Below are 23,785 nucleotides of genomic sequence, written 5' to 3'. Positions count from 1 at the left end.
CGGCCTCGCGGTGGAGACGTCTGTCGATGTGGCCCCGCGTTCCTTAGGGCGTCAGGGTTCGCGGGGGGTCAGGCCCGTTAGCAAGTGGTGGATCAGGGTGGGGATGTCTGAGATCGCTGCTTCTGGGGTGAGGGTGCCCTGGGCTGCGAAGGAGGCTGTGCCGTGGAGGGCGGCGCCGATGACGAGGGCGATGGTCCAGGGGGGACCGGGGACCATCTCGCCGCGCTCCTGGGCGTCGATGACGATCTGTACGAACTGGGTCGTCGTGCCGTCGACCGCTGCCCGGAGCTGCTCGGAGATGTCCGCGTCGTGCTTGCGGGAGTACATGACCTCCAGCAGCTCGGCGTTGGTGACCGCGAAGCGGACGTAGGTCGTGGCCAGTTCGGTGAGGCGGGCCTGCAGGGGCAGGTCGGGGTGGTCCGCGGCGGTCAGTTCCCTGGCCATGCGCTCGAAGCCGGTCAGGGCGAGCGCGTCGACCAGGGCCTGCTTGTCCTTGAAATGGCGGCCGGGCGCGGCGTGGCTGACGCCGATGTCGCGGGCCAGCTCGCGCAGGGACAGGGCCGCGACCCCCTTCTCCAGCAGGGTGCGTTCCGCGCTCGCGAGCAGGGCGGAGCGCAGGTCTCCGTGGTGATAGGGGCGTACAGACATGCGAGCCATGGTATCGCGATGTTGACGGCGACAGCATTGTTGTCGGCGTCACCATTGTTGTCATTGACAGCATTGTTGTCGTTGCCTACATTGGGAGGCATGGACACCACGGGCAAGGCCATCAGCAGCAAGAGCGGGACCAAGGGCAAGTGGGACGCCGGGCGGATCCGCGATCTCTCCGGGCGTACCGCCGTCGTCACCGGCGCCAACAGCGGGATCGGCTTCGCGGCCGCCGCCGAGCTGGCCCGGGCGGGCGCGCACGTCGTGTTCGCCGTACGGGACCTGGAGCGGGGGCGGGCCGCGGCGGCGAAGGTGAGCGGGAGTACGGAGGTGCGGCGGCTGGATCTCGCGGATCTGGCGTCCGTGCGGGAGTTCGCCGACGGGTGGGACGGGCCGATCGACCTGCTGATCAACAACGCGGGGGTGATGCTCCTCCCCGAGAGGCGCACGCGGGACGGGTTCGAGATGCAGTTCGGCACGAACCACCTGGGCCACTTCGCGCTCACGAACCTGCTGCTGCCGTACGTCACCGACCGCGTGGTGACCGTCTCCTCCGGCGCGCACCGGATGGGCGACCGCCGGATCCACTTCGAGAACCTGAACCTGGACGGCATCTACGCCCCGCAGCGCGCCTACTCCCAGTCGAAGCTGGCCAACCTGCTCTTCATGCTCGAACTGCAGCGCAGGCTCACGGAGTCGGGCTCCCCCGTCCGCTCCCTCGCCGCGCACCCGGGCTGGGCGGCGACCAACCTCCAGAGTCATACGGCGAACCCGGTCACCCGTGTCCTCATGGCCATGGGCAACAAGGTCGTGGCCCAGGACGACAAGGGCGGCGCCCTCCCGACCCTCTTCGCGGCCACGGAGGACCTCCCCGGCGGAAGCTTCGTCGGCCCGAGCGGCCCGGTCGAGATGCGGGGCGAGCCGACACTGGTCGGACGGAGCACGGCGGCGAGCGATGTCGCGGCGGCGAAGCGGCTGTGGGACGCGTCGGAGGAGCTCACGGGGGCGGTGTTCCCGCTCACGGTGGCCGCGCGCTAACTCCAGGTGCGGGCCTGGGAGGTGAAGACGTCGGGGTCGCTGTGCACGGGCAGGACGCAGAGCAGGTGGCCGCCGGGGGCGCGCAGGATCCGGCACTCCAGCCAGCGGGCGATCCGGGTCGCGCCGAGGGCGAGCAGGCGGGCGGTCTCCGCCTCCACGTCGTCGGCCTCGATGTCGATGTGGAAGCGCGGGTTGGGGTCGTCGATCGACTGAACGGCCGTGACCAGACCGGGAATTGCCTCGCGGAGCGACGTGAACTGCTCCTCCCCGGGGACCGGTACGGCGGGGGCGCCGAGCGCGGCCGACCAGAAGGCGGCGGCTGCGGCGGCCTCCGGGCCGGGGGTGTCGATCAGGAGGGCGGAGACTCGGCTTCTGTGCATGGGCTCGCTCCCGGGCGAGGGCGGAGAGGGATGCCGAAGAGTGTGCCGGAGGCGATGTCGGGCATCCGGGTTTTCTTCGTTCGGGGCCGGGGACACGGGGGATAGAGCGCAGGAGAGGCGGGCGGGGCGGGGGGACAGTACGGTGGACTGACCGCCGGACCGAGCGTCGACCGTCTTACGAACGCGCTGTTCACAGCGAAATTTCAGTAAACGTCGACGTCCTTTCTCACCTTTGTGGGACAGAGTGGGGCCCGATGAAGCGCAGCTCACGCATCTCCCGTTCCGCGCGCCTCGCGGGCAACCGCAGGTACGCGCTGTTCGTCGCCGTGGTCACGCTGGCACTGACCTCGGCGTCCGTGGCGACCGCCGACGACGGTCCCGGGCCCTTCGGGGTGACCACGGTGACCGAGGTGAGCAAGCAGAGCGTCCGGATCGGCGCCCTGTTCGGGGCGGCCCACGCCACCAGCCTGGCCGGCGGCCACCACTGCACCGCCTCCGTGGTGCACAGCGCGGGGCACGACCTGATCGTCAGCGCGGCCCACTGCCTGGACGGCGACCCCGGTGACGTGTTCGTGCCCGGCTACCGGGACGGCAAGGCGCCGTACGGGGTGTGGAAGATCGAGCAGCGGTTCCTGCCGGACGGCTGGTCCAAGGGGCAGGCCGAGGACAGCGACATCGGCTTCGCCACGGTCGCGGAGGTCGGCGGCAGGAACATCGAGGACGTGGTCGGCGCCGACCGGTTCACGACCGGGACGGCGACCGGCGCCACGGCGGTGACCGTCACCGGGTACCCCTCGGCCACCGACCAGCCCATCAGCTGCACGAACAAGCCCACCCAGCACAGCAGCACCCAGCAGCGCATCGACTGCCCCGGCTTCACCGGCGGCACCAGCGGCAGCCCCTGGGTCAACGGGGACCAGCAGGTCGTCGGGGTCATCGGCGGGCACGAGCAGGGCGGGCTCACGCCGGACATCTCGTACAGCGTCGTGTTCGGGAAAGAGGCGGCCGAGCTGTACAAGGACGCGACGGCGGCCGACCCGGCGTAGCGCGGCTGATCGGTCGTATGGCCGGTGGTGCGTGTCGTAGGGCCAGTAGTCCGTAGTCGTATGGCCGGTGGTCCGTAGTCGTATGGATCGTCCGTATTGAGGTGCTGTAAGGCGCGGTGTGCGGTGGGTGCGACTCGCTGAATACGCGTCAGATGTGGCGTAAGCACGGCGAAATGCCGCCACCCTCCCCCGAAATAGCCTTGAACAGGGCCGACATGGGGGAGGGTTGAGCCGTGCGAAAAGTATGGGTGGCCGGTGGGGTCGCGGCTGGGCTCGGGCTCAGCTTTGTGATGCTGCTCGTCGTCGGGGTCTACCTCGTCGCCGGGAACCTCGTGAACGGCGCCGGCGGCGGCAGCGTCGCGCTCGCCAAGGGCGCGGTGCCCACGGCGTATTCGGCGCTCGTGCAGAAGTGGGGCAACCTCTGCCCCGCCCTCAACCCCGCCCTGCTCGCCGCCCAGCTCTACCAGGAGAGCGGCTTCAACCCGAACGCGAAGAGCCCGGCGAAAGCCGAGGGCATAGCGCAGTTCATCCCCGGGACCTGGGCCACGCACGGGATCGACGGCAACGGCGACGGCGTACGCAACGTATGGGACCCGAATGACGCGATTCCGTCGGCCGCGACCTACGACTGCGAGCTCGCCAAGTACGTGAAGGACGTGCCGGGGAACCAGACCGCGAACATGCTCGCCTCGTACAACGCGGGGGCGTACGCGGTCATCAAGTACGGGGGCGTGCCGCCGTACTCCGAGACCCAGAACTACGTGAAGACGATCACAACGCTCTCGCAGAGCTTCGCCGCGCCCGTCAGCCGGGTCGATCCCTCCGAGCAGGCCGCCACCGCGATCACGTACGCGCAGGGCAAGCTCGGTACGCCCTATCTGTGGGGCGGGAACGGTACGGCCGACCAGGGCGGACGGTTCGACTGCTCGGGGCTCACCAAGGCCGCGTTCGCGGCGGCCGGGATCACCCTGCCGCGCGTCGCGAACGATCAGTACAACGCGGGGCCGCATCCGCAGCGGGCCGAATTGCTGCCGGGAGATCTGGTGTTCTTCTCGGACGACCTCACCAATTCCCGGGCCATCCGGCATGTGGGGATTTATGTCGGCGGCGGGTACATGATCGACGCACCCCGGACGGGTGCTGTGATCCGGTTCGACCCCATTGACACCCCCGATTACTTCGGCGCCACCCGGGTCACCGAAGATGGCGCGAAAGCACTCCCCACGACGGTGTGAACCGAGCGTGAACCCACCCCCTGAGCTGCGGCGATGAGTCTCTCTTCGATAACGTCTGAGTGATCATTCGGTGGATGGTGGAACGTAATAAGAGGGACCGTGCGTTCCTGTTGAGTAATGCGCACGAGAGGTGCGCCCGGAACTACGACGAAGGAGCCGCAGCACCATGGCTGTACTCGCCGAATCCGGGTCGAACCCCGACGTCGATCTGCTCTACGACATCAATGGACTCGCGAAGGACGCACCGCACTGGTTCGACCGGGTCGTGGAGTTCGTCGGTGAGTACGGGCTGTTGGTCGCGATGGTGCTGCTCGTGGTGTGGTGCTGGTGGTCCGTGCGGCGGCGGGGAGGCGAGGACGCGGCTGCGTCCGTCGCCGGACTCGTGTGGGCGCCGATCGCCGCGTCCCTCGCTGTCCTCGTGAATGTGCCCATACGCGGGTTCGTGGAGCGGCCTCGGCCCTTCCTCGACCACACCGGGCTCGATGTCCTCATCTCCGGGAAGACCGACTACTCGTTCGTGAGCGATCACGCCACGATCACCATGGCGATGGGGGTTGCCCTGTTCGTGGCGGATCGGCGGTTCGGGATGGCGGGGATCGGGCTCGCGCTGGTCGAGGGGTTCTGCCGGGTCTACATGGGCGTTCACTATCCGACCGACGTGATCGGTGGGTTCGCGCTCGGTACGGCTGTCGCTCTGCTGTTGTCTCCGCTGGCCATGGCTCTGCTCACGCCGGTGCTGAAGGCGGTCGAGGGGTCGGCTTGGGGTGGGTGGGTTGTTTCCTCGGGTGGGGTGCGGGGGGTTGTGATTCCGGGGGCGCGGACCGAGGCGTCCGAGGCCGAGGAGCGGGACCTCGCGGCGTGATGGCCGACACAGCCTCGCGCCCCTAGGGGGTGCGCCTTGCCGGGGCTGACGAGTTCCGCCCCGGCTCGTCCCCCTACAACCCCTGCGGGTACGTGAAGAAGTGAGCGGGGTCGTACTGCTTCTTCAACGTTGTCAGGCGGGTGGCCGCGTCGCCGTAGTACGCCTTGCGCCAGTTCGTGAGAGTCGGGTCCGTGTAGTTCTGGTAGGCCGCGCCGGAGGCGTAGGGCTTCATGGCGGTGTGGAAGGACGTCAGCCAGGACTGGGCCGAGGAGCCGGCCGTGCCGGCGGGCCAGGAGACTATGTACTGGGCCAGCATGCGCGAGCGGCGGTGGACGAAGGCCGTCGCCGTGGGGGAGACGCGGTTGACCGCGCCGCCGAGGGCCGTCAGGGCGATGTCGCCGGAGTTGCCGCGGACCGCCTTCAGCTGGTTGAGCATCGTCTGGATGCCCGTGGCCGAGATCGAGCGGTCGAAGAAGTCGGAGCGGCCCACGTAGGTCTCCCGCCCGAGCGCGCCCTGCGGGGAGCGGCCCGGGGTCGAACCCGGCAGGTGGCACTGGGCGTCCGTCGAGAAGGACGTGCAGCCCGCGTACGCCTCCATCGACTCCTCGTAGGTGTGCCGCTTCAGCGAGACGCTCGACGCGTTGCCGCCGACCAGGTGGGCCAGCTTGTCGACCGCGTTCTGGAGTTCCGTGTAGGTGCCCAGCGAGAAACAGGCCACTGAGACCTTGGGGGTGCCGCCCGGGGTGTTCGTCAGGTGGCAGGACGACCAGATCTCGTCGGGCTGGTTCGGGCCCCACTCCTGCCAGGCCTTCACCACGGCCGCCGCCTTCGACGAGGGCCAGGTCAGATAGCCCGATACGGCCTGGGGCGCGGGGTGGGTCTTGAACTGGAGCTCGGTCACCACGCCGAAGTTGCCGTTGCCCGCGCCGCGCAGCGCCCAGAACAGGTCCTTGTTCTCCGTGGCGTTGGCCACCACCTGCTTGCCGTCGGCCGTGATCAGCGTGGCCTGGGTGAGGCTGTCGCAGGTCAGGCCGTACGCCCGGGAGACCACGCCGTGGCCGCCGCCCAGGGTGAGGCCGGAGACGCCGACGGTCGGGCAGGAACCGGCGGGGATGGTCATGCCCTTCGCCGCGAGACCCCGGTACACGTCGATCAGCTTGGCGCCGGCGCCGACGACCGCGGAGGAGCCGCTCGCCCGGATCTTGTTCAGCTTCGACACGTCGAGGATGAGGCGGCCGTCGCCGGAGGAGTAGCCGGCGTAGGAGTGGCCGCCGTTGCGGATCGCGACGCGGATGCTGTGGGCGCGGGCGTAGGAGAGGACCGAGCGGATGTCGTCGGGGTTCGCGACGTACGCCACCGCGGCCGGCTTCAGGGAGTCGAAGCGGGTGTTGTAGAGCTGGTGGGCCGTCTTCCAGGAGGCGTCACCGGGGCGGACCAGGGTGCCGTCCAGTTCGCGGGCCAGGGCGGACCAGTTGGCCGCGGCGGCCGCGGTGGTGGTGCGCAGGCCCGGTGTGCTCGTCGAGGTGGAGGCGCTGGTCGCCGTCGCGGACGAGTCACCGCCGCCGGTGTTCTTGCCGTTGCACGCGGTGGCCGCGGCCGCCGCTATCGCGGCCACGCCGCCGCCTATGAACGAACGCCGTTGCATTTCGCCTCCTGTGGGGTTCCGTGAAGTGAGATACGGGTCGGACCCCACAAGTTCTCGTGGTCATGTCACAGGTTCGGAACAGGCAGATGCCCGGTGGCATCCGTCCTGGCCTGGCTTCTCGCGCGTCTCGCCGGGCCCCTCCAGCCGCAGACGCAGCGGGCGAAGCAGAAGGGGCCCTGCTCGACCGTCGTCGTGCTGTGTTCGGGATGTACGGGGGAAGCCTGTCCATCGTCCTGCTGCGCCACATCGACCACGGTACCGAGGTTGCGTAAAGGGTTCGTATGGCGGGCGTATCCCGGCGGCCCGGCACCGGGTCCGCGTGACGGGGTCACCCACCCGTCGTTAAGCGGAACGACGGGGTTCCCGTGACGACGTACCGGGGGTACGGCAGGCTATGGAGCGGCAGCAGGTGGGGGTCACCCCGGTCGAGCGGAGCCGGGACCGGGGGAGAGCGGCCGGGGCGGTCGTCGCTGCGGGGCTCGTGGTCGGGGTCTGTGTCGGGGCCGGCGGATGCAGCGGTGACGGGGTGGCGAGCGCGGACGCGCGCGGTGCCGGGGACCCGGTCGCGGTGGTGCGGCGGGCGGCCGACTCCCTGACGGCGGCGGGGAGTTCACAGGCCCGTACGTCCATGGAGATGGCCACCGGCGGCACCCGCGTCACCATCCGCGGCGAGGGCGTCTACGACTTCCGGCGCCGGCTCGGCCGGCTGAAGGTGCAGCTGCCGCAGGACCCGGCGGGCACCAGCGAGCACCGGCCGATCACCGAACTCCTCGCGCCCGGCGCCCTGTTCATGAAGAACCGGGGTGCGGGAGTGCCCGCGGACAAATGGGTACGGGTCGACACCGGGACGCTGTCCGACGGGAACCTCGTGACGGGTGGGGCCACTGATCCGTACGCCGCCGCCGAGCTGCTGCGCGGGACGACTACGGCGACGTATCTCGGGAAGACGGAGGTGGCCGGGGCCCCGGTGCGTCACTATCGGGGGGTCGCCGATCTCGCCGTCGCGGCGCGCAGTGCTTCGGCGGGGAACGAGGCGGCTCTGAGGTCGGCGGCGAAAGGGTTCGCCACCGCGCGGGTACCGTTCGACGTCTACCTCGACGACCAGGGCCGCGTCCGCAAGCTCGGGCAGCGGTTCAGCTTCGTCAACGGGCAGCGCCACAGCACGGTGGCGGTCACCTCGACGACGTTGCTGTACGACTTCGGGGTCGCCGCGGACGTACGACTTCCGGCGTCGAAGGACATCTACGCCGGGCAGATCGCCGAGAAGTGACCGGAACCGATCGGTGTGAGTCCGGGTGCGGACTAGCCCGTCCGTGCCATGCGCGTTGTGTAGACCGCTCCCTACTCTAGGAAGTCGGTGACGGCAGAGAAGAGGTGATGCACGTGGCTCCGGTCGGCGGTACGGCAGTTCAGGACCACGTGGCCCTCGCCGAGATCGAGCTGTGCGGCGACCTGATCATCGCGGCCTCGGCCGCCCAGGACCGGCTCAGCCTGGAGAGCATCGACGAGGTGCTGAAGGTCGCCGAGGAACGGGACGCCCGCGGCGGGGCCGGCGACTGACGGACCGGAGGGGCTGGGGGTCAGGTGCGGAGCAGACGGGCGATCGCCTTCGTCGCTTCCTCGACCTTCGCGTCGATCTCCTCGCCGCCCTTGACGGCCGCGTCGGCGACGCAGTGCCTCAGGTGCTCCTCCAGGAGCTGCAGCGCGAACGACTGCAGCGCCTTCGTGGAGGCGGACACCTGGGTGAGTATGTCGATGCAGTAGACGTCCTCGTCGACCATGCGCTGCAGACCGCGGATCTGGCCCTCGATCCGGCGCAGGCGCTTGAGGTGCTCGTCCTTCTGCTTGTGGTAACCGTGCGTCACCGGCTCGTGGGCCGCTTCGCCCGCCGGTCCGGAAGGCGCCGCCGCCGCGCCGGCCTCAGTGGTCGTCATCGCGTCCATCGCGTCCTCCAGACGTATACCCCTAGTGGGTATATCGTAACGAACTTTGCTGGGTATAGGGCCCTTGGTACGCCCCCGTGCGGATCACTGTGCCTGATGGGCGACACTGGGGGACGGCCCATTAGCCGTGGCCGGATGATGCACTTAGCATCAGCCTGACCGAAACCGATGCATCCCGAGGACCCCTTGTGCGCTTTCGTCTGACCCCCAGGGAGACGAGCTTCTACGACATGTTCGCCGCGTCCGCGGACAACATCGTCACGGGCTCGAAACTCCTCATGGAACTGCTCGGGGCGGACACCGCCGGCCGGGCCGAGATCGCAGAGCGTATGCGGGCCGCTGAACACGCCGGTGACGATGCCACGCACGCGATCTTCCATCAGCTGAACTCCTCCTTCATCACGCCCTTCGACCGCGAGGACATCTACAACCTCGCCTCCTGCCTCGACGACATCATGGACTTCATGGAAGAGGCCGTCGACCTGGTCGTCCTCTACAACGTCGAGGAACTCCCCAAGGGCGTCGAGCAGCAGATCGAGGTGCTGGCGCGGGCCGCCGAGCTCACCGCCGAGGCCATGCCCAACCTGCGCACGATGGACAACCTCACCGAGTACTGGATCGAGGTCAACCGCCTGGAGAACCAGGCCGACCAGATCCACCGCAAGCTGCTCGCCCAGCTCTTCAACGGCAAGTACGACGCCATCGAGGTCCTGAAGCTCAAGCAGATCGTGGATGTGCTGGAGGAGGCGGCGGACGCGTTCGAGCACGTGGCGAACACGGTGGAGACCATCGCCGTCAAGGAGTCCTGACCTCTCCATGGACACCTTCGCTCTGATCGTGACCATTCTGGTCGCGCTCTTCTTCACGTACACGAACGGTTTTCACGACTCCGCCAACGCCATCGCCACGTCGGTCTCGACGCGGGCGCTGACGCCTCGGGCGGCGCTCGCGATGGCCGCCGTGATGAACCTCGCCGGTGCGTTTCTCGGTTCCGGGGTCGCCAAGACCGTCAGCGAGGGGCTGATCGAGACGCCCGAGGGGTCGAAGGGGATGGGGATCCTCTTCGCCGCCCTGATCGGTGCGATCACCTGGAACCTGGTGACCTGGTACTTCGGGCTGCCTTCGTCGTCCTCGCACGCGTTGTTCGGCGGGATGGTGGGGGCCGCGCTGGCCGGCGGTACGGATGTCATCTGGCACGGGGTCGTCGACAAGATCATCGTGCCGATGTTCGTGTCGCCGGTGGTCGGGCTCGTCGGCGGTTATCTCGTCATGACCGCGATCATGTGGATCTTCCGGAAGTCGAATCCGCACAAGGCCAAGCGGGGGTTCCGGATCGCGCAGACCGTGTCGGCCGCGGGGATGGCGCTCGGGCACGGGCTTCAGGACGCGCAGAAGACCATGGGTGTCGTGGTGATGGCGCTGGTGATTTCCGGCCACTCGACGTACAAGGACCCGATTCCGGTCTGGGTGAAGATCGTCTGTGCGTTGATGCTGTCGCTGGGGACGTATGCCGGGGGGTGGCGGATCATGCGGACGTTGGGGCGGAAGATCATTGAGCTGGATCCGCCGCAGGGGTTCGCTGCGGAGACCACGGGGGCGGCGATCATGTTCACCACCGCGTATCTCTTCAAGGCGCCGGTTTCCACGACCCATGTCATCACCTCGGCGATCATGGGTGTCGGGGCGACGAAGCGGGTGAATGCCGTGCGGTGGGGTGTCGCCAAGAACATCGTCCTGGGCTGGTTCATCACGATGCCGGCGGCGGCGATCGTGGCGGCGTTCTCATTCTGGGTGGTCGACCTGGCCTTCCTGTAGGCCGGGGGCTGCGCCCCCTGGCCCCTCGGTTTCCCACCCACCCACCCGTTTGCGGTTGGCTGGGAGGGTGCCGTAGAGGCGGGGCGAATGGGCCGGGGTTGCTGAGCGCTTGAGCGCTCGACCTTTCGGCCTGCCGAGTAAACGGCTGGGCGGGCAAGCGAGTCGAGACGCTGGTCGCCGTGTGACCCGGGTGATTTGGCTCGCCCACCTCTCGACCCACCGCAAACGGGTGGGTGGGTGGGAAACCGGTGACAGGTACCCCCACCGGCCCGCACGGACGCACGGCCTTCCGCGGTTGCCTCTCAGCCCACCCACCCCCCCCGCACAACGAACGGGCCCGCCCCCGGGAGCCAGGGGCGGGCCCTTTTCGTCCTCGCGGTGGCACCGCCATGCAGCACCGCGAGGGGTCGGGAGAGGACGGCTCGGGTCAGCCGAAGCGGCCCGAGATGTAGTCCTCCGTGGCCTGGACCGACGGGTTGGAGAAGATCCGCTCCGTGTCGTCGATCTCGATGAGCTTGCCGGGCTGGCCGACCGCCGCGAGGTTGAAGAAGGCCGTACGGTCCGAGACGCGCGCCGCCTGCTGCATGTTGTGCGTCACGATGACGATCGTGAAGCGTTCCTTCAGCTCGCCGATCAGGTCCTCGATCGCGAGGGTGGAGATCGGGTCCAGGGCCGAGCAGGGCTCGTCCATCAGCAGGACCTTGGGCTCCACAGCGATCGCCCGCGCGATGCACAGCCGCTGCTGCTGGCCACCGGACAGGCCGGAACCGGGCTTGTTCAGGCGGTCCTTGACCTCGTTCCAGAGGTTCGCGCCCTTGAGGGACTTCTCGACGACGTCCGACAGCTCGCTCTTCTTGTAGCTGCCGTTCAGCCGGAGCCCCGCCGCCACGTTGTCGAAGATCGACATCGTCGGGAACGGGTTCGGGCGCTGGAACACCATGCCGATCTCGCGCCGCACGGACACCGGGTCGATCGCGTGGCCGTAGAGGTCCTCGTCGTCCAGGAGGACCTTGCCCTCGACGCGGCCGCCGGGGGTGACCTCGTGCATACGGTTGAGGGTGCGCAGGAAGGTCGACTTGCCGCAGCCGGAGGGGCCGATGAAGGCCGTCACCGTGCGGGGCTCGACCGTCATCGAGATGTCGTCGATCGCCTTGTGGGAGCCGTAGTAGGCCGTCAGCCCACTTACGTCGATTCGCTTCGCCATGACTACTTCACTTCCAAAAGTCTGTGTGTCGCTGGAGGGGCCCCGTGCGGCGGTAGCCGCGTGGTGTTACGTCAGCGAGCGGTCTTGGGGGCCTTCCAGCGGGCGATGCCGCGGGCCACCAGGTTGAGGATCATCACGAAGGCGATCAGGGTGAGGGACGCGGCCCAGGCACGGTCGTAGGCCGCACCGGAGCCCGCGCTCTGCGCGAACTGCTGGTAGATGTACAGCGGCAGCGACGCCTGTGCCCCGTGGAACGGGTCGTTGTTGATGAACGGGTTGCCGAACACCAGCAGCAGGACGGGCGCGGTCTCACCGGCGATACGCGCCACCGACAGCATGATGCCGGTGGTGATGCCGCCGATCGCGGTCGGGAGGACGACCTTGAGGATCGTGCGCCACTTCGGGATGCCGAGGGCGAGCGATGCCTCGCGCAGCTCGTTCGGTACGAGCTTGAGCATTTCCTCGGTGGAGCGGACCACGACCGGCATCATCAGGATGGCCAGGGCGCAGGAACCCGCGAAGCCGAAGGGCTGCATGTCCCACATGAGCATCAGGGACAGGATGAACAGGCCCGCGACGATCGACGGGATGCCGGTCATGACGTCGACGAAGAACGTGACCGCCTTGGAGAGGGCGCCCTGTCCGTACTCGACGAGGTAGATCGCGGTGAGCACTCCGATGGGGGCGCCGATCAGGGTGGCGAGGCCGACCTGCTCCAGGCTGCCGATGATGGCGTGGTAGATGCCGCCGCCGGGCTCGGTGTCGGCGACGACGCCCATCGAGTGGGTCAGGAAGTAGGGGTCGAGGACCTTCACACCGCGCTTGATCGTCGTCCACAGCAGGGAGACCAGCGGGATGACGGCGAGGATGAAGGCGACCCAGACCAGGCTGGTCGCGATCCGGTCCTTGGCCTGGCGGGTGCCCTCGACGCGCGCGGCGATGACGTAGGTGCCGAGGACGAAGAGGACGGCCGCGATCAGACCCCACTGGATCTTGCTGTCGAGGCTGCCGACCAGGCCGATGAGGACGGCGAGGACGATGGAGCCGCCGGCGATCGCGTACGGCGACCACTTCGGGAGGGTGGCGCCCTGCAGGGTGCTCACGGGCTTCTCGGCTACGGCTGCGTTGCTCATGCGTTGGCCCCCGAGTACTCCGCGCGGCGGGCGATGATGAGCCGGGCCGCGCCGTTGACCAGCAGGGTGATGACGAACAGGACGAGACCGGAGGCGATGAGCGCGTCCCGGCCGTCCGCCGTCGCCTCGCTGAACTTGCTGGCGATGTTCTGGGCGAAGGTTCCGCCGCCCGGGTTGAGCAGGCTGGCGTGGATGATGAAGTCGGGGGAGAGCACGGTGGCGACGGCCATCGTCTCGCCGAGCGCGCGGCCGAGGCCGAGCATGGAGGCGGAGATCACACCGGAGCGGCCGAAGGGGATCACCGCCATGCGGATGACCTCCCAGCGGGTGGCGCCGAGTGCGAGGGCGGCCTCTTCGATCATCTGCGGGGCCTGGCGGAAGACCTCGCGGCTGACGTTGGTGATGATCGGCAGGATCATGATCGCCAGCAGGATGCCGACGGTGAGCATCGAGCGGGGTGCGCCGCCCTCCCAGGAGAAGATCCCGGTCCAGCCGAAGAAGTCGTTGAGCCAGCCGTAGAGCCCGATCATGTGCGGTACCAGGATCAGGGCGCCCCACAGGCCGTACACGATGGACGGTACGGCGGCCAGCAGGTCGATGACGTAGGAGACCGGGCCGCGGAGCTTGCGCGGGGCGTAGTGCGTGGTGAAGAGGGCGATGGCGACCGCGATCGGGACCGCGATGACCATGGCGATGATCGAGGACACCACGGTGCCGAACGCCAGGACGGCGATGCCGAACTTCGGCGGCACGAGGTTGGTGTTCCACTCGAAGGTGGTGAGGAAGTTCGCGTGGTCCTTGCTGATCGCGAGGGAGGCGCGATAGGTGAGGAAGACCGCGATCGCGGCCATGATCACCAACAGGAAGATGCCCGACCCGCGGGAGAGACCGAGGAAGATCCGGTCACCGGGTCGGGTGGCGCCGCGGGCTGCGCGCTTCTGCTCCGCGGGCGAGGGTTCGGGGGTGGGGGGCGGTGCTTCTTCGGGGTTCTTCGTAGATATATCCATCGGGATTCTCCGGTCTGCGGGTCCACACGTGCGGTGTGCGGTCCGTGGCGGCGGTGCACCGGACGGTGCGGCCGGGCCCCTGGAGCGGGACCCGGCCGCACACTCGGACTAGCTGATGCTCGCGATGGTGCTGCGAACCTTGGTGATGATCGCGTCGGGGATCGGCGCGTAGTCGATGGTGGAGAGGACCTTCTGGCCCTCCTCGCTGGCGATGTAGGTGAGGAACGCCTTCGTCGCGGGCAGCGTGTCGGCCTTGTTGCCCTTGTCGCAGACGATCTCGTACGTGACCAGGGTGATCGGGTAGGCGCCCTCGGCCTTGGTGTTGTAGTTCAGCTTGAGCGACAGGTCGGAGCCGGTGCCGACGACCTTGGCGTCGGCGATGTCCTTGGTCGCGCTGTCGGTGCTCGGGGCGACCGGGGCGGCGGCACCGGTGTTGATGCTGACGGCCTTGACGCCGTCACCGACGTAGGAGAGCTCGAAGTAGCCGATGGCACCCGAGGTCGCCTTGACCTGCTGGGCCACGCCCGCGGAGCCGGCGGCGGACTGGCCGCCCTTGGCCTGCCACGCCTTGCCGCCGGAGTACTTCCAGTTGTCGGCGGTGGTGGCGATCAGGTACTTGGTGAAGTTGTCCGTGGTGCCGGACTCGTCCGAGCGGTGGAACGCCTGGATCTTGAGGTCGGGCAGCTTGGCGGACGGGTTCAGCTTCTTGATCGCCGCGTCGTTCCAGTTGGTGATCTTGCTGTCGAAGATCTTGGCGAGCGTCGGGGCGTCCAGGACCAGGTTGTCGACACCCGGGACGTTGTAGCCGAGCGCGATCGGGCCGCCGACCATCGGGAGGTCGATGCCCTGGCCGCCGGAGCAGACCTTCTTCGAGGCGGTGACCTCTTCGGGCTTCAGCGCCGAGTCGGAACCGGCGAAGGCCAGCTGGCCCTGGTTGAAGGAGGTGACACCGGCGCCGGAGCCGCCGCCCTTGTAGTTGATCTGGACGCCACAGGCCTGGCTGAAGGCCTTGACCCACGCGTCGATCGCGTTCTTCTGCGCGGACGAGCCGTCGGCGAGGAGCTGCTGGCCCTTCTTCGCCGTGCCGCAGTTGGCGGAGCTGGCGTTGGCCGACGACGAGGAGCTGCTGCTGCTCGACGAGCCGCCGTTGTCGTCAGAGCCGCACGCCGTGAGGGCCAGGGCGCCGGAGACGGCGAGAGCACCGAGGGTGAGGGCCCGCCGGTTCATGCGCTGAAGCTTCACTTGAAAGAGTTCCTTCCGAGAGCCGCCGTCCTGAATTACGGCGGCGTGCGAAGACGGGGTGACGCGGGTGGCGACCCCCAGGTCGCGGCTCGCATCGCGTAAGGCCGAAATTAGGCAGAACAGGTGAAGGCGCCTATGGGCATAAGTGAACGGAGGGTGAACCCCTGTGGGCGGTGCGGTTAGGTCACGGAACGCTCACGTCGAGGACACGGGCTGATTCCGGACTATGCCAGGTGTGGAGCGGTCCGCAGCGCGTCCACGAGGGGGCGTTCCCCCGGCTGGGTGAGGCGGTTTCCGGCGGCCTCCGGGGCGGTTCCGGGCGGCCTCCGGGGAGAGCCGCGCGCGCTCTTCACCGTTCCCGCCCGTCCTCGTCCGTGGCGATGGCGATGAGGGCCAGCGAGATCAGGTCCCGGTCCCGTTCGTAGGAGAGCCGTTCGTGGGCCTCGTCGGGACTCAGCCAGCGCAGCGCGTTGACCTCGTCGTTCGGTGCGAAGGTGCCGCCGGTCGCCTCCGCCGCCCAGTAGCGGACCTCTTTCGGGCGCCCGTGGTGGTCGAGGTACTGGGCCGAGGGGAGCCGCGTCCCCAGCCGGCAGGTGTAGCCGGTCTCCTCCAGCACCTCGCGGCGGGCCGCCTCCTCGAACGTCTCACCGCGCTTGAGCTTGCCCTTGGGCCACGACCAGTCGGCCCACTTGGGCCGGTGGACCAGCGCCAGTTCGAGATCCCCGGCGGCCGGGCGGCGCCACAGGACGCAGCCGGCCGCCTGGACGGTGGTGTCGTTCGTGGAAGTCACTGGTCGTTCACCGTCTCCTCCGCGCGGGTTGGTGCAGGCGGTCAGGGGGTGCCCACCGCCTGTTTCTGCCACGACTGCTGGAAGGCGAAGCGGGCCGCCTCCACCTCGTGGCGCTGGTCGGCGTGGAGCACGCCGAGCGCGTACGCGGTCGCCGGGGCGATCCGCGGGGTACGGGCGGCCGACGCGGCCGCCGCGGCGGCCTCCGAGGCGTCCCGGTGCAGATTGAGGGCCTGGCCGGCCGCCAGCAGGCGTACGTCCGCCGGAGCGCCGTCCCCGTGCAGCACCTCACCGGCGTAGCGGTGCAGCCGCAGCAGCAGCCGGACCTGGTGCCAGGGGCCGTCCTGGGGGTGCGGGGCCGGGTCGGGGGAGAGGCCGTGGATGAGGGCCTCGGCGTTGTAGGGGTGCCCGGCGGTGACCAGCGGCAGTGCGGTGACCGCGTCGGTGAGGCGTTCCCCGGCGGCGGTGGCCAGCGGGCGCAGGTCGGCCGTGGCGGCGGCCGGGGTCAGCGGGACCTCGCTGGCCAGTACGGCGACCTTGTCGGCGACCGCGTGGAAGCGGGACGAGCCGAGCGCCTGGAGCGCGGTGGAGTGGGCCCGGGTCCTGGCCAGGGTGAGCTGGCGTTCCAGCAGGGCGCCCGCCTTGGCCGCGCCCACGGTGAGGTTGCCGCGTTCGGCGGTGGCCGTGGGGGTCGTGGCGGGGCCGGTGCCGGGGGCTCGGGCGCCCGCGGGGGCGGGGATGCCGCGGCCCGCGCCGGTGACCCGGCCGCCGACCGCGGAGGCCGCCGACTGGGCGGGGAAGGCCGCCGAGCCGGAGAGCCGGTGCAGTGCGAGGAGCAGCCGCTCCAGCCGGGCCGCGCAGGCGTGCTCCAGGGCCAATGTGCCCGAGAGCCATGCCAGTTCGGGGCGCATCTCCTCGGACCAGTCGCTGTCGAGGAGCGGCCGGAAGGTGTGCAGGCTGCCGCTGATGCGGCGGGCCGAGTGGCGCAGGGCGCGCGCCGCGTCGACGGACTCCTCCGTGCCGTTCTGCCCGCTGCCGGTCTCCCGGTGCAGTCGCAGGGCACGGAGGAACTCCGTGGCCTGGGCCCGCAGGTAGCCCGCGAGGGCGTCACCTGTGGCGGCCCCGCCCGCCCGGCCGGGGTCGGGTGGGGAGGGCCTGGCCGCGGCCGGGTCCGTCGGGTCAAGGTGTTGCTGTGCCACGCCGGCGCCTCCGGGCGTCTATGAGCATCTCCTGGACGTTGCGCAGGGGTTGGCCTTCCGCGTCGGTCGCGTGCCGGGTCCACTCGCCGTCCGGGCCCAGGTGCCAGGACGAGGTGGTGTCCGACATACCGGTTTCCAGCATCCGGTTGAGCGCGGCGCGGTGGGCCGGGTCGGTGACCCTGACGAGGGCCTCGATCCGACGGTCGAGGTTGCGGTGCATCATGTCGGCGCTGCCGATCCACACCTCGGGCTCGCCTCCGTTGCCGAAGCCGAAGACGCGGGAGTGTTCGAGGAAGCGGCCGAGGATGGACCGTACGCGGATGTTCTCGGACAGGCCGGGGACGCCGGGCCGCACCGCGCAGATGCCGCGCACCCACACGTCGACCTGGACGCCCGCCTGGGACGCGCGGTAGAGCGAGTCGATGATCGCCTCGTCCACCATCGAGTTGACCTTGATGCGGATGAACGCGGGGCGCCCGGCACGGTGGTGCTGGACCTCCTTGTTGATCCGGGCGATCAGGCCGTCGCGCAGGGACTTGGGGGCGACCAGCAGGCGGCGGTAGGTCTCGCGGCGCGAGTAGCCGGAGAGCCGGTTGAAGAGGTCCGAGAGGTCGGCGCCGACCTGTGGGTCCGCGGTCAGCAGGCCGAGGTCCTCGTAGAGCCGGGCCGTCTTCGGGTGGTAGTTGCCGGTGCCGACGTGGCTGTAGCGGCGGAGCGTGTCGCCCTCCTGGCGGACCACGAGCGACAGCTTGCAGTGGGTCTTGAGTCCGACCAGGCCGTAGACGACGTGGCAGCCCGCCTCCTCCAGCTTGCGCGCCCACTTGATGTTGGCGTGCTCGTCGAAGCGGGCCTTGATCTCGACCAGGACGAGGACCTGCTTGCCGGCCTCGGCCGCTTCTATGAGCGCGTCGACGATCGGGGAGTCGCCCGAGGTGCGGTACAGGGTCTGCTTGATCGCGAGGACGTCGTCGTCGTTGGCCGCCTGTTCCAGGAACCGCTGGACGGAGGTGGAGAACGAGTCGTACGGGTGGTGCAGCAGCACGTCCCGGTTGCGCAGGGCGGCGAAGATGTCGGGCGCGGAGGCCGACTCGACTTCTGCGAGGTCGCGGTGGGTGCCCGCGATGAACTTCGGGTACTTCAGCTCGGGCCGGTCCAGCGAGCCGATCCGGAAGAGGCCGGTCAGATCGAGGGGACCGGGCAGCGGGTACACCTCGGCCTCGCTGATCTTCAGCTCGCGGACCAGCAGGTCGAGCACCTCGCGGTCGATGGACTCCTCGACCTCCAGGCGCACCGGCGGCCCGAAGCGGCGCCGCATGAGCTCCTTCTCCAGGGCCTGGAGCAGGTTCTCGGCGTCGTCCTCCTCGACCTCGAGGTCCTCGTTGCGGGTCAGCCGGAACGCGTGGTGCTCCAGGATCTCCATGCCCGGGAAGAGTTCCTCCAGGTGGGCGGCGATCACGTCCTCCAGCGGGACGTACCGGCCGGGGGAGGACTCCAGGAAGCGGGAGAGCAGCGGCGGCACCTTGACGCGCGCGAAGTGGCGGTGTCCGGTGACCGGATTCCGTACGACGACCGCGAGGTTCAGCGAGAGACCCGAGATGTACGGGAAGGGGTGCGCGGGGTCGACGGCCAGCGGGGTCAGCACGGGGAAGATCTGGTGCCGGAACAGGGTGAAGAGGCGGGCCTGCTCCTTCTCGGTCAGCTCGTTCCAGCGGACCAGGTGGATGCCCTCCTCGGCCAGCGCGGGGGCGATGTCCTCGTGGTAGCAGGCGGCGTGCCGGGCCATCAGCTCGCGTGAGCGGGCCCAGATCATCTCCAGCACCTCGCGCGGCTGCAGGCCGGACGCGGAGCGGGTGGCGACACCGGTGGCGATACGGCGCTTGAGGCCGGCCACCCGGACCATGAAGAACTCGTCCAGGTTGCTGGCGAAGATGGCGAGGAAGTTCGCCCGTTCGAGCAGCGGGGTGTTCGGGTCCTCGGCGAGTTCCAGGACCCGTTCGTTGAACGCGAGCCAGCTGCGCTCCCGGTCCAGGAAGCGGCCCTGCGGCAGCTGGGGCCCGTCGTACGGCGACTCCTCGTACTCGTCGAGGTCGGCGTCGATGTCGGGTTCCAGATCGGAGACCGCCGCCGACACGGTGTGCGGGCGGTGCGCGGCTATGGAGCCCACGGAGGGCTGCGCGTGCTGGACCTGTGCCTGGGCGTTGGGCTGGCTGCTCATGTGCCCATTGTTCCGCGCCACCGGTGATACAGGCGCGTCGGACAGCGCCGGAAGGAGCGGGACGACGGCCCCGTTGCTCCCGTGCGCCTCGGGAGGCGGCGAAGGCTCTGGCACGGCGGGCTGCATTGGCCGAGCCTCGCAAGCCCGTCTGAACCGTTGGTTACGGCGACATGGCGTGCGGGATATCGGGGGGCGGCTCCCGGACGTCTACGGCACGGAAACGAACGTAACGGATACCTGGGAGCCGCGGTGAGGGGGGATCCGGTCAGGCCGTGCGGCGGCGCAGCAGGGTGAAGGCGGCGCCGAGGACCAGGGCGGTGAGGGCCAGGGCGATGCCGGTCTCCACGAGCTGGAGGGGCCAGAAGTGGGAGGCGGGGTGGTACTGGACGTAGTACCCGGTGACGTCGGCCGTCTTGAGGCACTTGGCCTGCTCGAAGCACAGGTCGGGGACGTGGCCGCCGCCGGAGGTGACGGCGCCCCGGTCGCCGACGAGGACGTTGCGCGGGGCGTCGTAGCCGGTGTTCAGGGGGCTGGTGCGGGTCACCCACGGCCACAGGTGCGGGCGGGCGTAGGTGAGGGCGGTGCGGGCGAGGCCCATGGCGGCGATCGAGAGGCCGATCGCGGACGGCGCGCGGCGCATGAGCAGGCCCGCGAGGGTGCCCACGGCGAGACCGAGCAGCGGGTAGACGATCGCGAGGGTGCCGTTGGCGGTGAAGGTCTCGTCGTTCCACCAGTGCCAGCTGACCGGCACCAGGTGGGCGTCGAACAGCAGCCGGTGCAGCAGCACCATCAGGGTGCTGCCCGCGACGACGAGCGCGGCCGGTACGGCGAGGGTGGTGGCGAGCCAGCGGGTGGGGGAGACGCCCTGGGTCCAGGCGAGGCGGGTGGTGCCGCGCTCCAGTTCGCGGGCGAGGACGGCGCCCGCGAAGATCGCGGCGAGGTAGGGCGCCCAGCCGATCGCGAACTCGGCGACGGCGCGGGCCGCGTGGTAGAGGCTGATGGCGCCGCTCCAGTCGCAGCCGTGCGCGGTGCACTTGCGCCGCCAGTCGGCCTGCGCGGCGCTCCCGCCGGGGCCGTAGGCCCACAGCAGCAGCCCCGAGACGACGGCGACGTACACGCCCCACCCGATCAGGGCGCCCCGCTGCAGCCGCAGCACGGCGCGCCACGCGCGGGCCGGTCTCGGGCGGACCACCGGGTCCGCGGCGAGTGCGGTCATACGGCGGCTCCCTTGATGTTCGTACGCCGGCCGAGCAGTGCGTACGCGGCGGCGAGGGCGAGTGCGGCGAGGACGAGGAGCAGCGCGGTCGCGGTGAGCTGGACCGGCCAGAAGTGGCGGGTGGGCCAGATGTCGTCCCACGTGCGGCCGAAGAAGTACCGGGCCGCGTAGGTGACCCCGGCCGCCACCGCGAGCGCGGGCAGCGCGCGGCGGAGGGCGACTCCGGCGAGGGTGCCGGCGGCGAGGGCGAAGACGACCAGGGCGACGGAGAGCGGGCCGGCCGGGACGAGGACGCGGTCCCAGGACCAGTTGGTGACCAGGACGTCCTGGCCGGAGGTCCAGACCCAGGCGAAGAGGAGGCCCACCAGGGTGGTACCGGCGACGAGGGGCAGCGCCGCCGCGGTGAGCTTGACGGTCAGCCAGCGGGCCGGGGTGACGGACTGGGTCCAGGCCAACCGGGCGGTGCCGTCCTCCAGTTCACGGCCGACGAGTGCGGCGCCCGCCCAGGCGGCGACGGCTATGGAGACGTAACTGAGCACGTCACCAAGGAAGTTCATGACGTTGTTGACGTCGGTGAGGACGAAGTACGAGGCGAAGTGGTCCTGCCGCGCAGCCGGTGCCCGGAACAGGTGCACCCACAACAGGGCGCCCACCGCGAGCAGTTGGAACACACCCCACACGATCAGCGCCGGCCGGTGCAGCCGCAGGGCGGCGCTGCGCGGGCGGGCGGTGGGGCTCAGGGGCAGGGCGGTCATGCGGCGGCCGCCTTGCGTGCGGGCGCCGTCGGTCCGGTCCGGCGCTGGAGGAGGCGGAACGCGACCACGGTCAGGGCGGCGGTGACCGCGAGGATGATCGCGGTGGCCGTCAACTGGAGGGGCCAGTAGTGGGATTGGGGGTGGAACTCGTTGTAGTAACTGACGGCGTCGAGCTTGCCGTAGACGGCCTTGCAGGGCGCGTAGTCGATGGTCCCGCACTGCGGGTCGGCGATGTGTGCGCCGGTGGAGGTGACGAGTCCCTGCTCGATGACGATGCCGGAGCCCGCCGGGCGGTCGTGCTTGAGGCTGCTGAGCTGGGTGACCGTGGGCCACAGATGGGGCGTGGCGATGGCCATGACGCTCCACAGCAACCCCGTGCCGGCCAGTGAACCCACCAGCGAGCCGAGGGAGTTGGGCTTGCGCAGGCCGAAGAGGGCGCCGATCGCCAGGCCGGCCAGGGCCATGGCGGCGGTGGCGGTGCCGTTGGCGGCGTAGGTGCCGACGTCGTACCAGCTCTTGGCGGTGTCGATGTGGCCCTGGCTCCTCGACCACGCCCAGTGGTGCAGCCCGACCAGCAGGCCGGAGCCGACGGCGATCAGGACGGCCGGGACGGCGAGCTTGAAGGCGAGCCAGCGGGCCGGGGAGATCGACTGGGTCCACGCCAGCTGCGCGGTGCCGTTCTCCAGTTCGCGGCTGGTCAGCGTCGCGCCGGACCAGGCGGCGACCAGGAAGGGGACGGCGAGGACGGCGACGGTCGTGTAGGTGTACCAGTCCTTGTAACGGCCGATCGCGCTCGCGTCGTACCGGCACTCGCGGCCTGGCGAGCAGGCGGCGTACTGCTTCCACGCGGCGGCCGACGCGTCGGTCAGCGGGCCGCCCAGCCACAGCAGGAGGCCGCCGAGGACGAGCACGAGGCCGAGCCAGCCCAGCAGGGCGGGGCGGTGCAGCCGGATCAGCCAGCGGAGCAGGTGCGGGCGCGCGGGACGGCGGGCCGCGGCCGGGGGCGCGGGGGTGGCGAGCGCGGTCACGCGACGGTCTCCTCGGTCTTGACGGGGGCGGTGGGGGCCGCGGGGTTGCGCAGGTAGGCGAGGACCAGCTCCTCCAGCGAGGGCGGGCCTGCCTGCCAGCCGGCGGGCAGCGGGGCCGCCGGGCGGATCAGGGCGGTGAGCTGGCGGCCGGTGGTGCGGGACTCGACGACCGTGTGCGCGTCGAGGTCGACGGCGTCGGCCGGGGCGGAGACCAGGGCGTGGGCGTCCCGCAGGTCGTCGATGTCCCCGGCGAGGCGGACGTGTCCGTCGCCGATCAGGAGCAGGTGGTCGCAGGAGTTCTCCAGCTCGGCGACCACGTGCGAGGACATCACGATGGTGGTGCCGGACTCGGCGGCCTGCGCCATGAGGAGGCCCATCATCTCGTGCCGGGCCAGCGGGTCCAGGTCGGCCATCGGCTCGTCCAGGAGCAGCAGTTCGGGCCGCTTGGCCAGCGCGAGGGCGAGCGCGACCCGGGTGCGCTGCCCGCCGGAGAGCGAGCGGATCCCGGACTTCGGGTTCAGGTCCCCGTCGGCCACGACGCGTTCGGCGACGGAGGCGTCCCAGCGGTCGGTGTTGAGGTCGGCGCCCATGCGGAGCGTCTCGGCGACCGTGAGCTGGGTGTAGAGGGGCTTGTCCTGCGCGACGTAGGCGACCCGCTCGCGGGCGGCGCCCGGGCGTTCGCCGAGGACGGCTATCGAACCCTCGGTGGGGGCCAGCAGTCCGGCGGTCAGCGCGAGGAGCGTGGACTTGCCGGCGCCGTTCGGGCCGACGACCGCGCAGACCCGCCCCGCGGGCAGCCGGAAGGCGCAGTCACGCAGCGCCCACCCTCCCCGCCGGCCGAACCGCTTGCCGAGCGCGGCGGCCTCTATCGCGGCGGTGCCTGTCATGAAGGTTCTCCTTGGAAGTGCTTGTCGAGTACGGCGGTGAAGAGCGCGGCGACGTCGTCGCGCCCCAGTCCGGCGGCCCGGGCGCGGTCCGCCCAGTCGTCGAGTTCGGTGCGCAGGGGCGAGTCGGCGGGCGTGGTGCTGAGGCCGCGGCGGACGAAGGTGCCCAGACCCCGGCGGGCCTCGACCAGGCCCTCGCGCTCCAGCTCGCGGTAGGCCTTGAGGACGGTGTTGGGGTTGATGGCGGTGGCCTCGACGACCTCGCGGGCCGTGGGCAGCTTGTCGCCGGGCTCCAGCATGCCCAGGCGCAGGGCCTGCTTGGTCTGCTGGACGATCTGTACATAGGTGGCCACGCCGCTGTGCCGGTCGATGCGGTACTCGACCACTGGGGTTCCACCACCCTTTCACTAATTGAGTAGTGAAAGGGTGGTACAAGGGGCCTGAGAAAGTCAAGACGAGAGAGTTCGGCACAGGCAGACGCAGGCAGACGCAGGCAGACGCAC

The 23,785-nt window shown here is 70.0% G+C and carries 24 protein-coding genes; 8 read left to right on the top strand and 16 right to left on the bottom strand.

Annotated elements, in window-relative coordinates; genetic code table 11:
- Positions 1–51 precede the first annotated feature (51 nt).
- Positions 52–648 carry a TetR/AcrR family transcriptional regulator gene (locus OHT77_RS21630; protein ID WP_328830185.1) on the bottom strand — a complete coding sequence of 199 codons (597 nt, stop codon included), beginning with the start codon at positions 646–648 and terminating at the stop codon, positions 52–54.
- 99 nt (positions 649–747) lie between these two features.
- Between OHT77_RS21630 and OHT77_RS21625 the strand changes: the two genes are divergently transcribed.
- Entirely contained in the window at positions 748–1,686 is a 939-nt protein-coding gene (locus OHT77_RS21625) for an oxidoreductase (protein WP_328830184.1), read from the top strand.
- Here the strand turns inward: OHT77_RS21625 and OHT77_RS21620 are convergent.
- Entirely contained in the window at positions 1,683–2,066 is a 384-nt protein-coding gene (locus OHT77_RS21620; RefSeq protein WP_328830183.1) for a VOC family protein, read from the bottom strand. The genes OHT77_RS21625 and OHT77_RS21620 overlap by 4 nt on opposite strands.
- A 254-nt stretch (positions 2,067–2,320) precedes the next feature.
- Between OHT77_RS21620 and OHT77_RS21615 the strand changes: the two genes are divergently transcribed.
- From OHT77_RS21615 to OHT77_RS21605, 3 genes are all read left to right on the top strand, one after another.
- Positions 2,321–3,112: a trypsin-like serine peptidase gene (locus tag OHT77_RS21615; RefSeq protein ID WP_328830182.1), complete on the top strand. Its 792-nt coding sequence runs from the start codon at positions 2,321–2,323 to the stop codon at positions 3,110–3,112.
- 290 nt (positions 3,113–3,402) lie between these two features.
- Positions 3,403–4,347 carry a bifunctional lytic transglycosylase/C40 family peptidase gene (locus tag OHT77_RS21610; protein WP_266776622.1) on the top strand — a complete coding sequence of 315 codons (945 nt, stop codon included), beginning with the start codon at positions 3,403–3,405 and terminating at the stop codon, positions 4,345–4,347.
- Between the two features lie 166 nt (positions 4,348–4,513).
- Positions 4,514–5,209 (top strand): phosphatase PAP2 family protein, encoded by a 696-nt coding sequence (locus tag OHT77_RS21605; protein ID WP_328830181.1) that lies wholly within the window; start codon positions 4,514–4,516, stop codon positions 5,207–5,209.
- 73 nt (positions 5,210–5,282) lie between these two features.
- On the opposite strand, the gene OHT77_RS21600 is transcribed toward OHT77_RS21605, so the two are convergent.
- Positions 5,283–6,854, bottom strand: coding sequence for an FAD-dependent oxidoreductase (locus OHT77_RS21600; protein ID WP_328830180.1), 1,572 nt, complete (start codon positions 6,852–6,854; stop codon positions 5,283–5,285).
- Positions 6,855–7,248: 394 nt separating this feature from the next.
- Between OHT77_RS21600 and OHT77_RS21590 the strand changes: the two genes are divergently transcribed.
- Both OHT77_RS21590 and OHT77_RS21585 read left to right on the top strand, forming a co-directional pair.
- The gene (locus tag OHT77_RS21590; protein WP_328830178.1) at positions 7,249–8,124 is read left to right on the top strand and encodes a hypothetical protein; all 876 of its coding nucleotides are present in this window, start codon (positions 7,249–7,251) and stop codon (positions 8,122–8,124) included.
- A gap of 107 nt (positions 8,125–8,231) precedes the next feature.
- On the top strand, positions 8,232–8,414 hold the full coding sequence (locus OHT77_RS21585) for a hypothetical protein (protein WP_328830177.1): 183 nt from the start codon (positions 8,232–8,234) through the stop codon (positions 8,412–8,414).
- 20 nt (positions 8,415–8,434) lie between these two features.
- Here OHT77_RS21585 and OHT77_RS21580 read toward each other — a convergent pair whose 3' ends face one another.
- Positions 8,435–8,788, bottom strand: a complete 354-nt coding sequence (locus OHT77_RS21580) for a metal-sensitive transcriptional regulator (RefSeq protein ID WP_328830176.1) — start codon at positions 8,786–8,788, stop codon at positions 8,435–8,437.
- Positions 8,789–8,985: 197 nt separating this feature from the next.
- Between OHT77_RS21580 and OHT77_RS21575 the strand changes: the two genes are divergently transcribed.
- Both OHT77_RS21575 and OHT77_RS21570 read left to right on the top strand, forming a co-directional pair.
- Positions 8,986–9,606, top strand: a complete 621-nt coding sequence (locus tag OHT77_RS21575) for a DUF47 domain-containing protein (protein WP_266770821.1) — start codon at positions 8,986–8,988, stop codon at positions 9,604–9,606.
- 7 nt (positions 9,607–9,613) lie between these two features.
- A complete protein-coding gene (locus OHT77_RS21570; protein ID WP_328830175.1) occupies positions 9,614–10,612 on the top strand; it encodes an inorganic phosphate transporter in 999 nt (332 codons plus the stop codon).
- A 427-nt stretch (positions 10,613–11,039) separates the two neighbouring features.
- Here the strand turns inward: OHT77_RS21570 and pstB are convergent, their stop codons facing one another.
- The 12 genes from pstB to OHT77_RS21510 all read right to left on the bottom strand — a co-directional run bounded on the left by pstB (position 11,040) and on the right by OHT77_RS21510 (position 23,668).
- A complete protein-coding gene (gene pstB, locus OHT77_RS21565) occupies positions 11,040–11,816 on the bottom strand; it encodes a phosphate ABC transporter ATP-binding protein PstB (RefSeq protein ID WP_328830174.1) in 777 nt (258 codons plus the stop codon).
- Between the two features lie 71 nt (positions 11,817–11,887).
- Complete coding sequence (pstA, locus tag OHT77_RS21560; RefSeq protein ID WP_328830173.1) at positions 11,888–12,949, bottom strand: phosphate ABC transporter permease PstA; 1,062 nt, start codon at positions 12,947–12,949, stop codon at positions 11,888–11,890.
- Positions 12,946–13,956, bottom strand: a complete 1,011-nt coding sequence (gene pstC, locus OHT77_RS21555) for a phosphate ABC transporter permease subunit PstC (RefSeq protein ID WP_328830172.1) — start codon at positions 13,954–13,956, stop codon at positions 12,946–12,948. The genes pstA and pstC overlap by 4 nt, the downstream gene beginning before the upstream one ends.
- A 108-nt stretch (positions 13,957–14,064) precedes the next feature.
- Entirely contained in the window at positions 14,065–15,198 is a 1,134-nt protein-coding gene (gene pstS / locus OHT77_RS21550; protein WP_328830171.1) for a phosphate ABC transporter substrate-binding protein PstS, read from the bottom strand.
- Positions 15,199–15,547: 349 nt separating this feature from the next.
- On the bottom strand, positions 15,548–15,988 hold the full coding sequence (locus OHT77_RS21545; RefSeq protein WP_328830170.1) for an NUDIX hydrolase: 441 nt from the start codon (positions 15,986–15,988) through the stop codon (positions 15,548–15,550).
- A 41-nt stretch (positions 15,989–16,029) separates the two neighbouring features.
- Positions 16,030–17,184, bottom strand: coding sequence for a CHAD domain-containing protein (locus tag OHT77_RS21540; protein ID WP_328830169.1), 1,155 nt, complete (start codon positions 17,182–17,184; stop codon positions 16,030–16,032).
- Positions 17,165–19,399, bottom strand: coding sequence for an RNA degradosome polyphosphate kinase (locus OHT77_RS21535; protein ID WP_328830168.1), 2,235 nt, complete (start codon positions 19,397–19,399; stop codon positions 17,165–17,167). The genes OHT77_RS21540 and OHT77_RS21535 overlap by 20 nt, the downstream gene beginning before the upstream one ends.
- 265 nt (positions 19,400–19,664) lie before the next feature.
- The gene (locus tag OHT77_RS21530) at positions 19,665–20,615 is read right to left on the bottom strand and encodes a hypothetical protein (protein WP_328830167.1); all 951 of its coding nucleotides are present in this window, start codon (positions 20,613–20,615) and stop codon (positions 19,665–19,667) included.
- Complete coding sequence (locus OHT77_RS21525) at positions 20,612–21,370, bottom strand: hypothetical protein (protein WP_328830166.1); 759 nt, start codon at positions 21,368–21,370, stop codon at positions 20,612–20,614. Before OHT77_RS21525 ends, OHT77_RS21530 begins: the two co-directional genes overlap by 4 nt.
- Positions 21,367–22,398 (bottom strand): ABC transporter permease, encoded by a 1,032-nt coding sequence (locus OHT77_RS21520; RefSeq protein WP_328830165.1) that lies wholly within the window; start codon positions 22,396–22,398, stop codon positions 21,367–21,369. The genes OHT77_RS21525 and OHT77_RS21520 overlap by 4 nt, the downstream gene beginning before the upstream one ends.
- The gene (locus OHT77_RS21515) at positions 22,395–23,285 is read right to left on the bottom strand and encodes an ABC transporter ATP-binding protein (protein WP_266770839.1); all 891 of its coding nucleotides are present in this window, start codon (positions 23,283–23,285) and stop codon (positions 22,395–22,397) included. Before OHT77_RS21515 ends, OHT77_RS21520 begins: the two co-directional genes overlap by 4 nt.
- Entirely contained in the window at positions 23,282–23,668 is a 387-nt protein-coding gene (locus OHT77_RS21510; protein WP_266770841.1) for a GntR family transcriptional regulator, read from the bottom strand. Before OHT77_RS21510 ends, OHT77_RS21515 begins: the two co-directional genes overlap by 4 nt.
- Positions 23,669–23,785: the final 117 nt, after the last annotated feature.

The organism is Streptomyces sp. NBC_00252 (assembly GCF_036187565.1).
Taxonomy (GTDB): domain Bacteria; phylum Actinomycetota; class Actinomycetes; order Streptomycetales; family Streptomycetaceae; genus Streptomyces.
This window is presented reverse-complemented; position numbering and strand designations above follow the sequence as displayed.

Excerpts from the sequence above, each read along its gene's own strand:
- OHT77_RS21630 (WP_328830185.1), bottom strand. The coding sequence starts at position 648 with ATGTCTGTACGCCCCTATCACCACGGAGACCTGCGCTCCGCCCTGCTC.
- OHT77_RS21625 (WP_328830184.1), top strand. The coding sequence starts at position 748 with ATGGACACCACGGGCAAGGCCATCAGCAGCAAGAGCGGGACCAAGGGC.
- OHT77_RS21620 (WP_328830183.1), bottom strand. The coding sequence starts at position 2,066 with ATGCACAGAAGCCGAGTCTCCGCCCTCCTGATCGACACCCCCGGCCCG.
- OHT77_RS21615 (WP_328830182.1), top strand. The coding sequence starts at position 2,321 with ATGAAGCGCAGCTCACGCATCTCCCGTTCCGCGCGCCTCGCGGGCAAC.
- OHT77_RS21610 (WP_266776622.1), top strand. The coding sequence starts at position 3,403 with ATGCTGCTCGTCGTCGGGGTCTACCTCGTCGCCGGGAACCTCGTGAAC.
- OHT77_RS21605 (WP_328830181.1), top strand. The coding sequence starts at position 4,514 with ATGGCTGTACTCGCCGAATCCGGGTCGAACCCCGACGTCGATCTGCTC.
- OHT77_RS21600 (WP_328830180.1), bottom strand. The coding sequence starts at position 6,854 with ATGCAACGGCGTTCGTTCATAGGCGGCGGCGTGGCCGCGATAGCGGCG.
- OHT77_RS21590 (WP_328830178.1), top strand. The coding sequence starts at position 7,249 with ATGGAGCGGCAGCAGGTGGGGGTCACCCCGGTCGAGCGGAGCCGGGAC.
- OHT77_RS21585 (WP_328830177.1), top strand. The coding sequence starts at position 8,232 with ATGCACGTGGCTCCGGTCGGCGGTACGGCAGTTCAGGACCACGTGGCC.
- OHT77_RS21580 (WP_328830176.1), bottom strand. The coding sequence starts at position 8,788 with ATGACGACCACTGAGGCCGGCGCGGCGGCGGCGCCTTCCGGACCGGCG.
- OHT77_RS21570 (WP_328830175.1), top strand. The coding sequence starts at position 9,614 with ATGGACACCTTCGCTCTGATCGTGACCATTCTGGTCGCGCTCTTCTTC.
- pstB (WP_328830174.1), bottom strand. The coding sequence starts at position 11,816 with ATGGCGAAGCGAATCGACGTAAGTGGGCTGACGGCCTACTACGGCTCC.
- pstA (WP_328830173.1), bottom strand. The coding sequence starts at position 12,949 with ATGAGCAACGCAGCCGTAGCCGAGAAGCCCGTGAGCACCCTGCAGGGC.
- pstC (WP_328830172.1), bottom strand. The coding sequence starts at position 13,956 with ATGGATATATCTACGAAGAACCCCGAAGAAGCACCGCCCCCCACCCCC.
- OHT77_RS21535 (WP_328830168.1), bottom strand. The coding sequence starts at position 19,399 with ATGAGCAGCCAGCCCAACGCCCAGGCACAGGTCCAGCACGCGCAGCCC.
- OHT77_RS21530 (WP_328830167.1), bottom strand. The coding sequence starts at position 20,615 with ATGACCGCACTCGCCGCGGACCCGGTGGTCCGCCCGAGACCGGCCCGC.
- OHT77_RS21525 (WP_328830166.1), bottom strand. The coding sequence starts at position 21,370 with ATGACCGCCCTGCCCCTGAGCCCCACCGCCCGCCCGCGCAGCGCCGCC.
- OHT77_RS21515 (WP_266770839.1), bottom strand. The coding sequence starts at position 23,285 with ATGACAGGCACCGCCGCGATAGAGGCCGCCGCGCTCGGCAAGCGGTTC.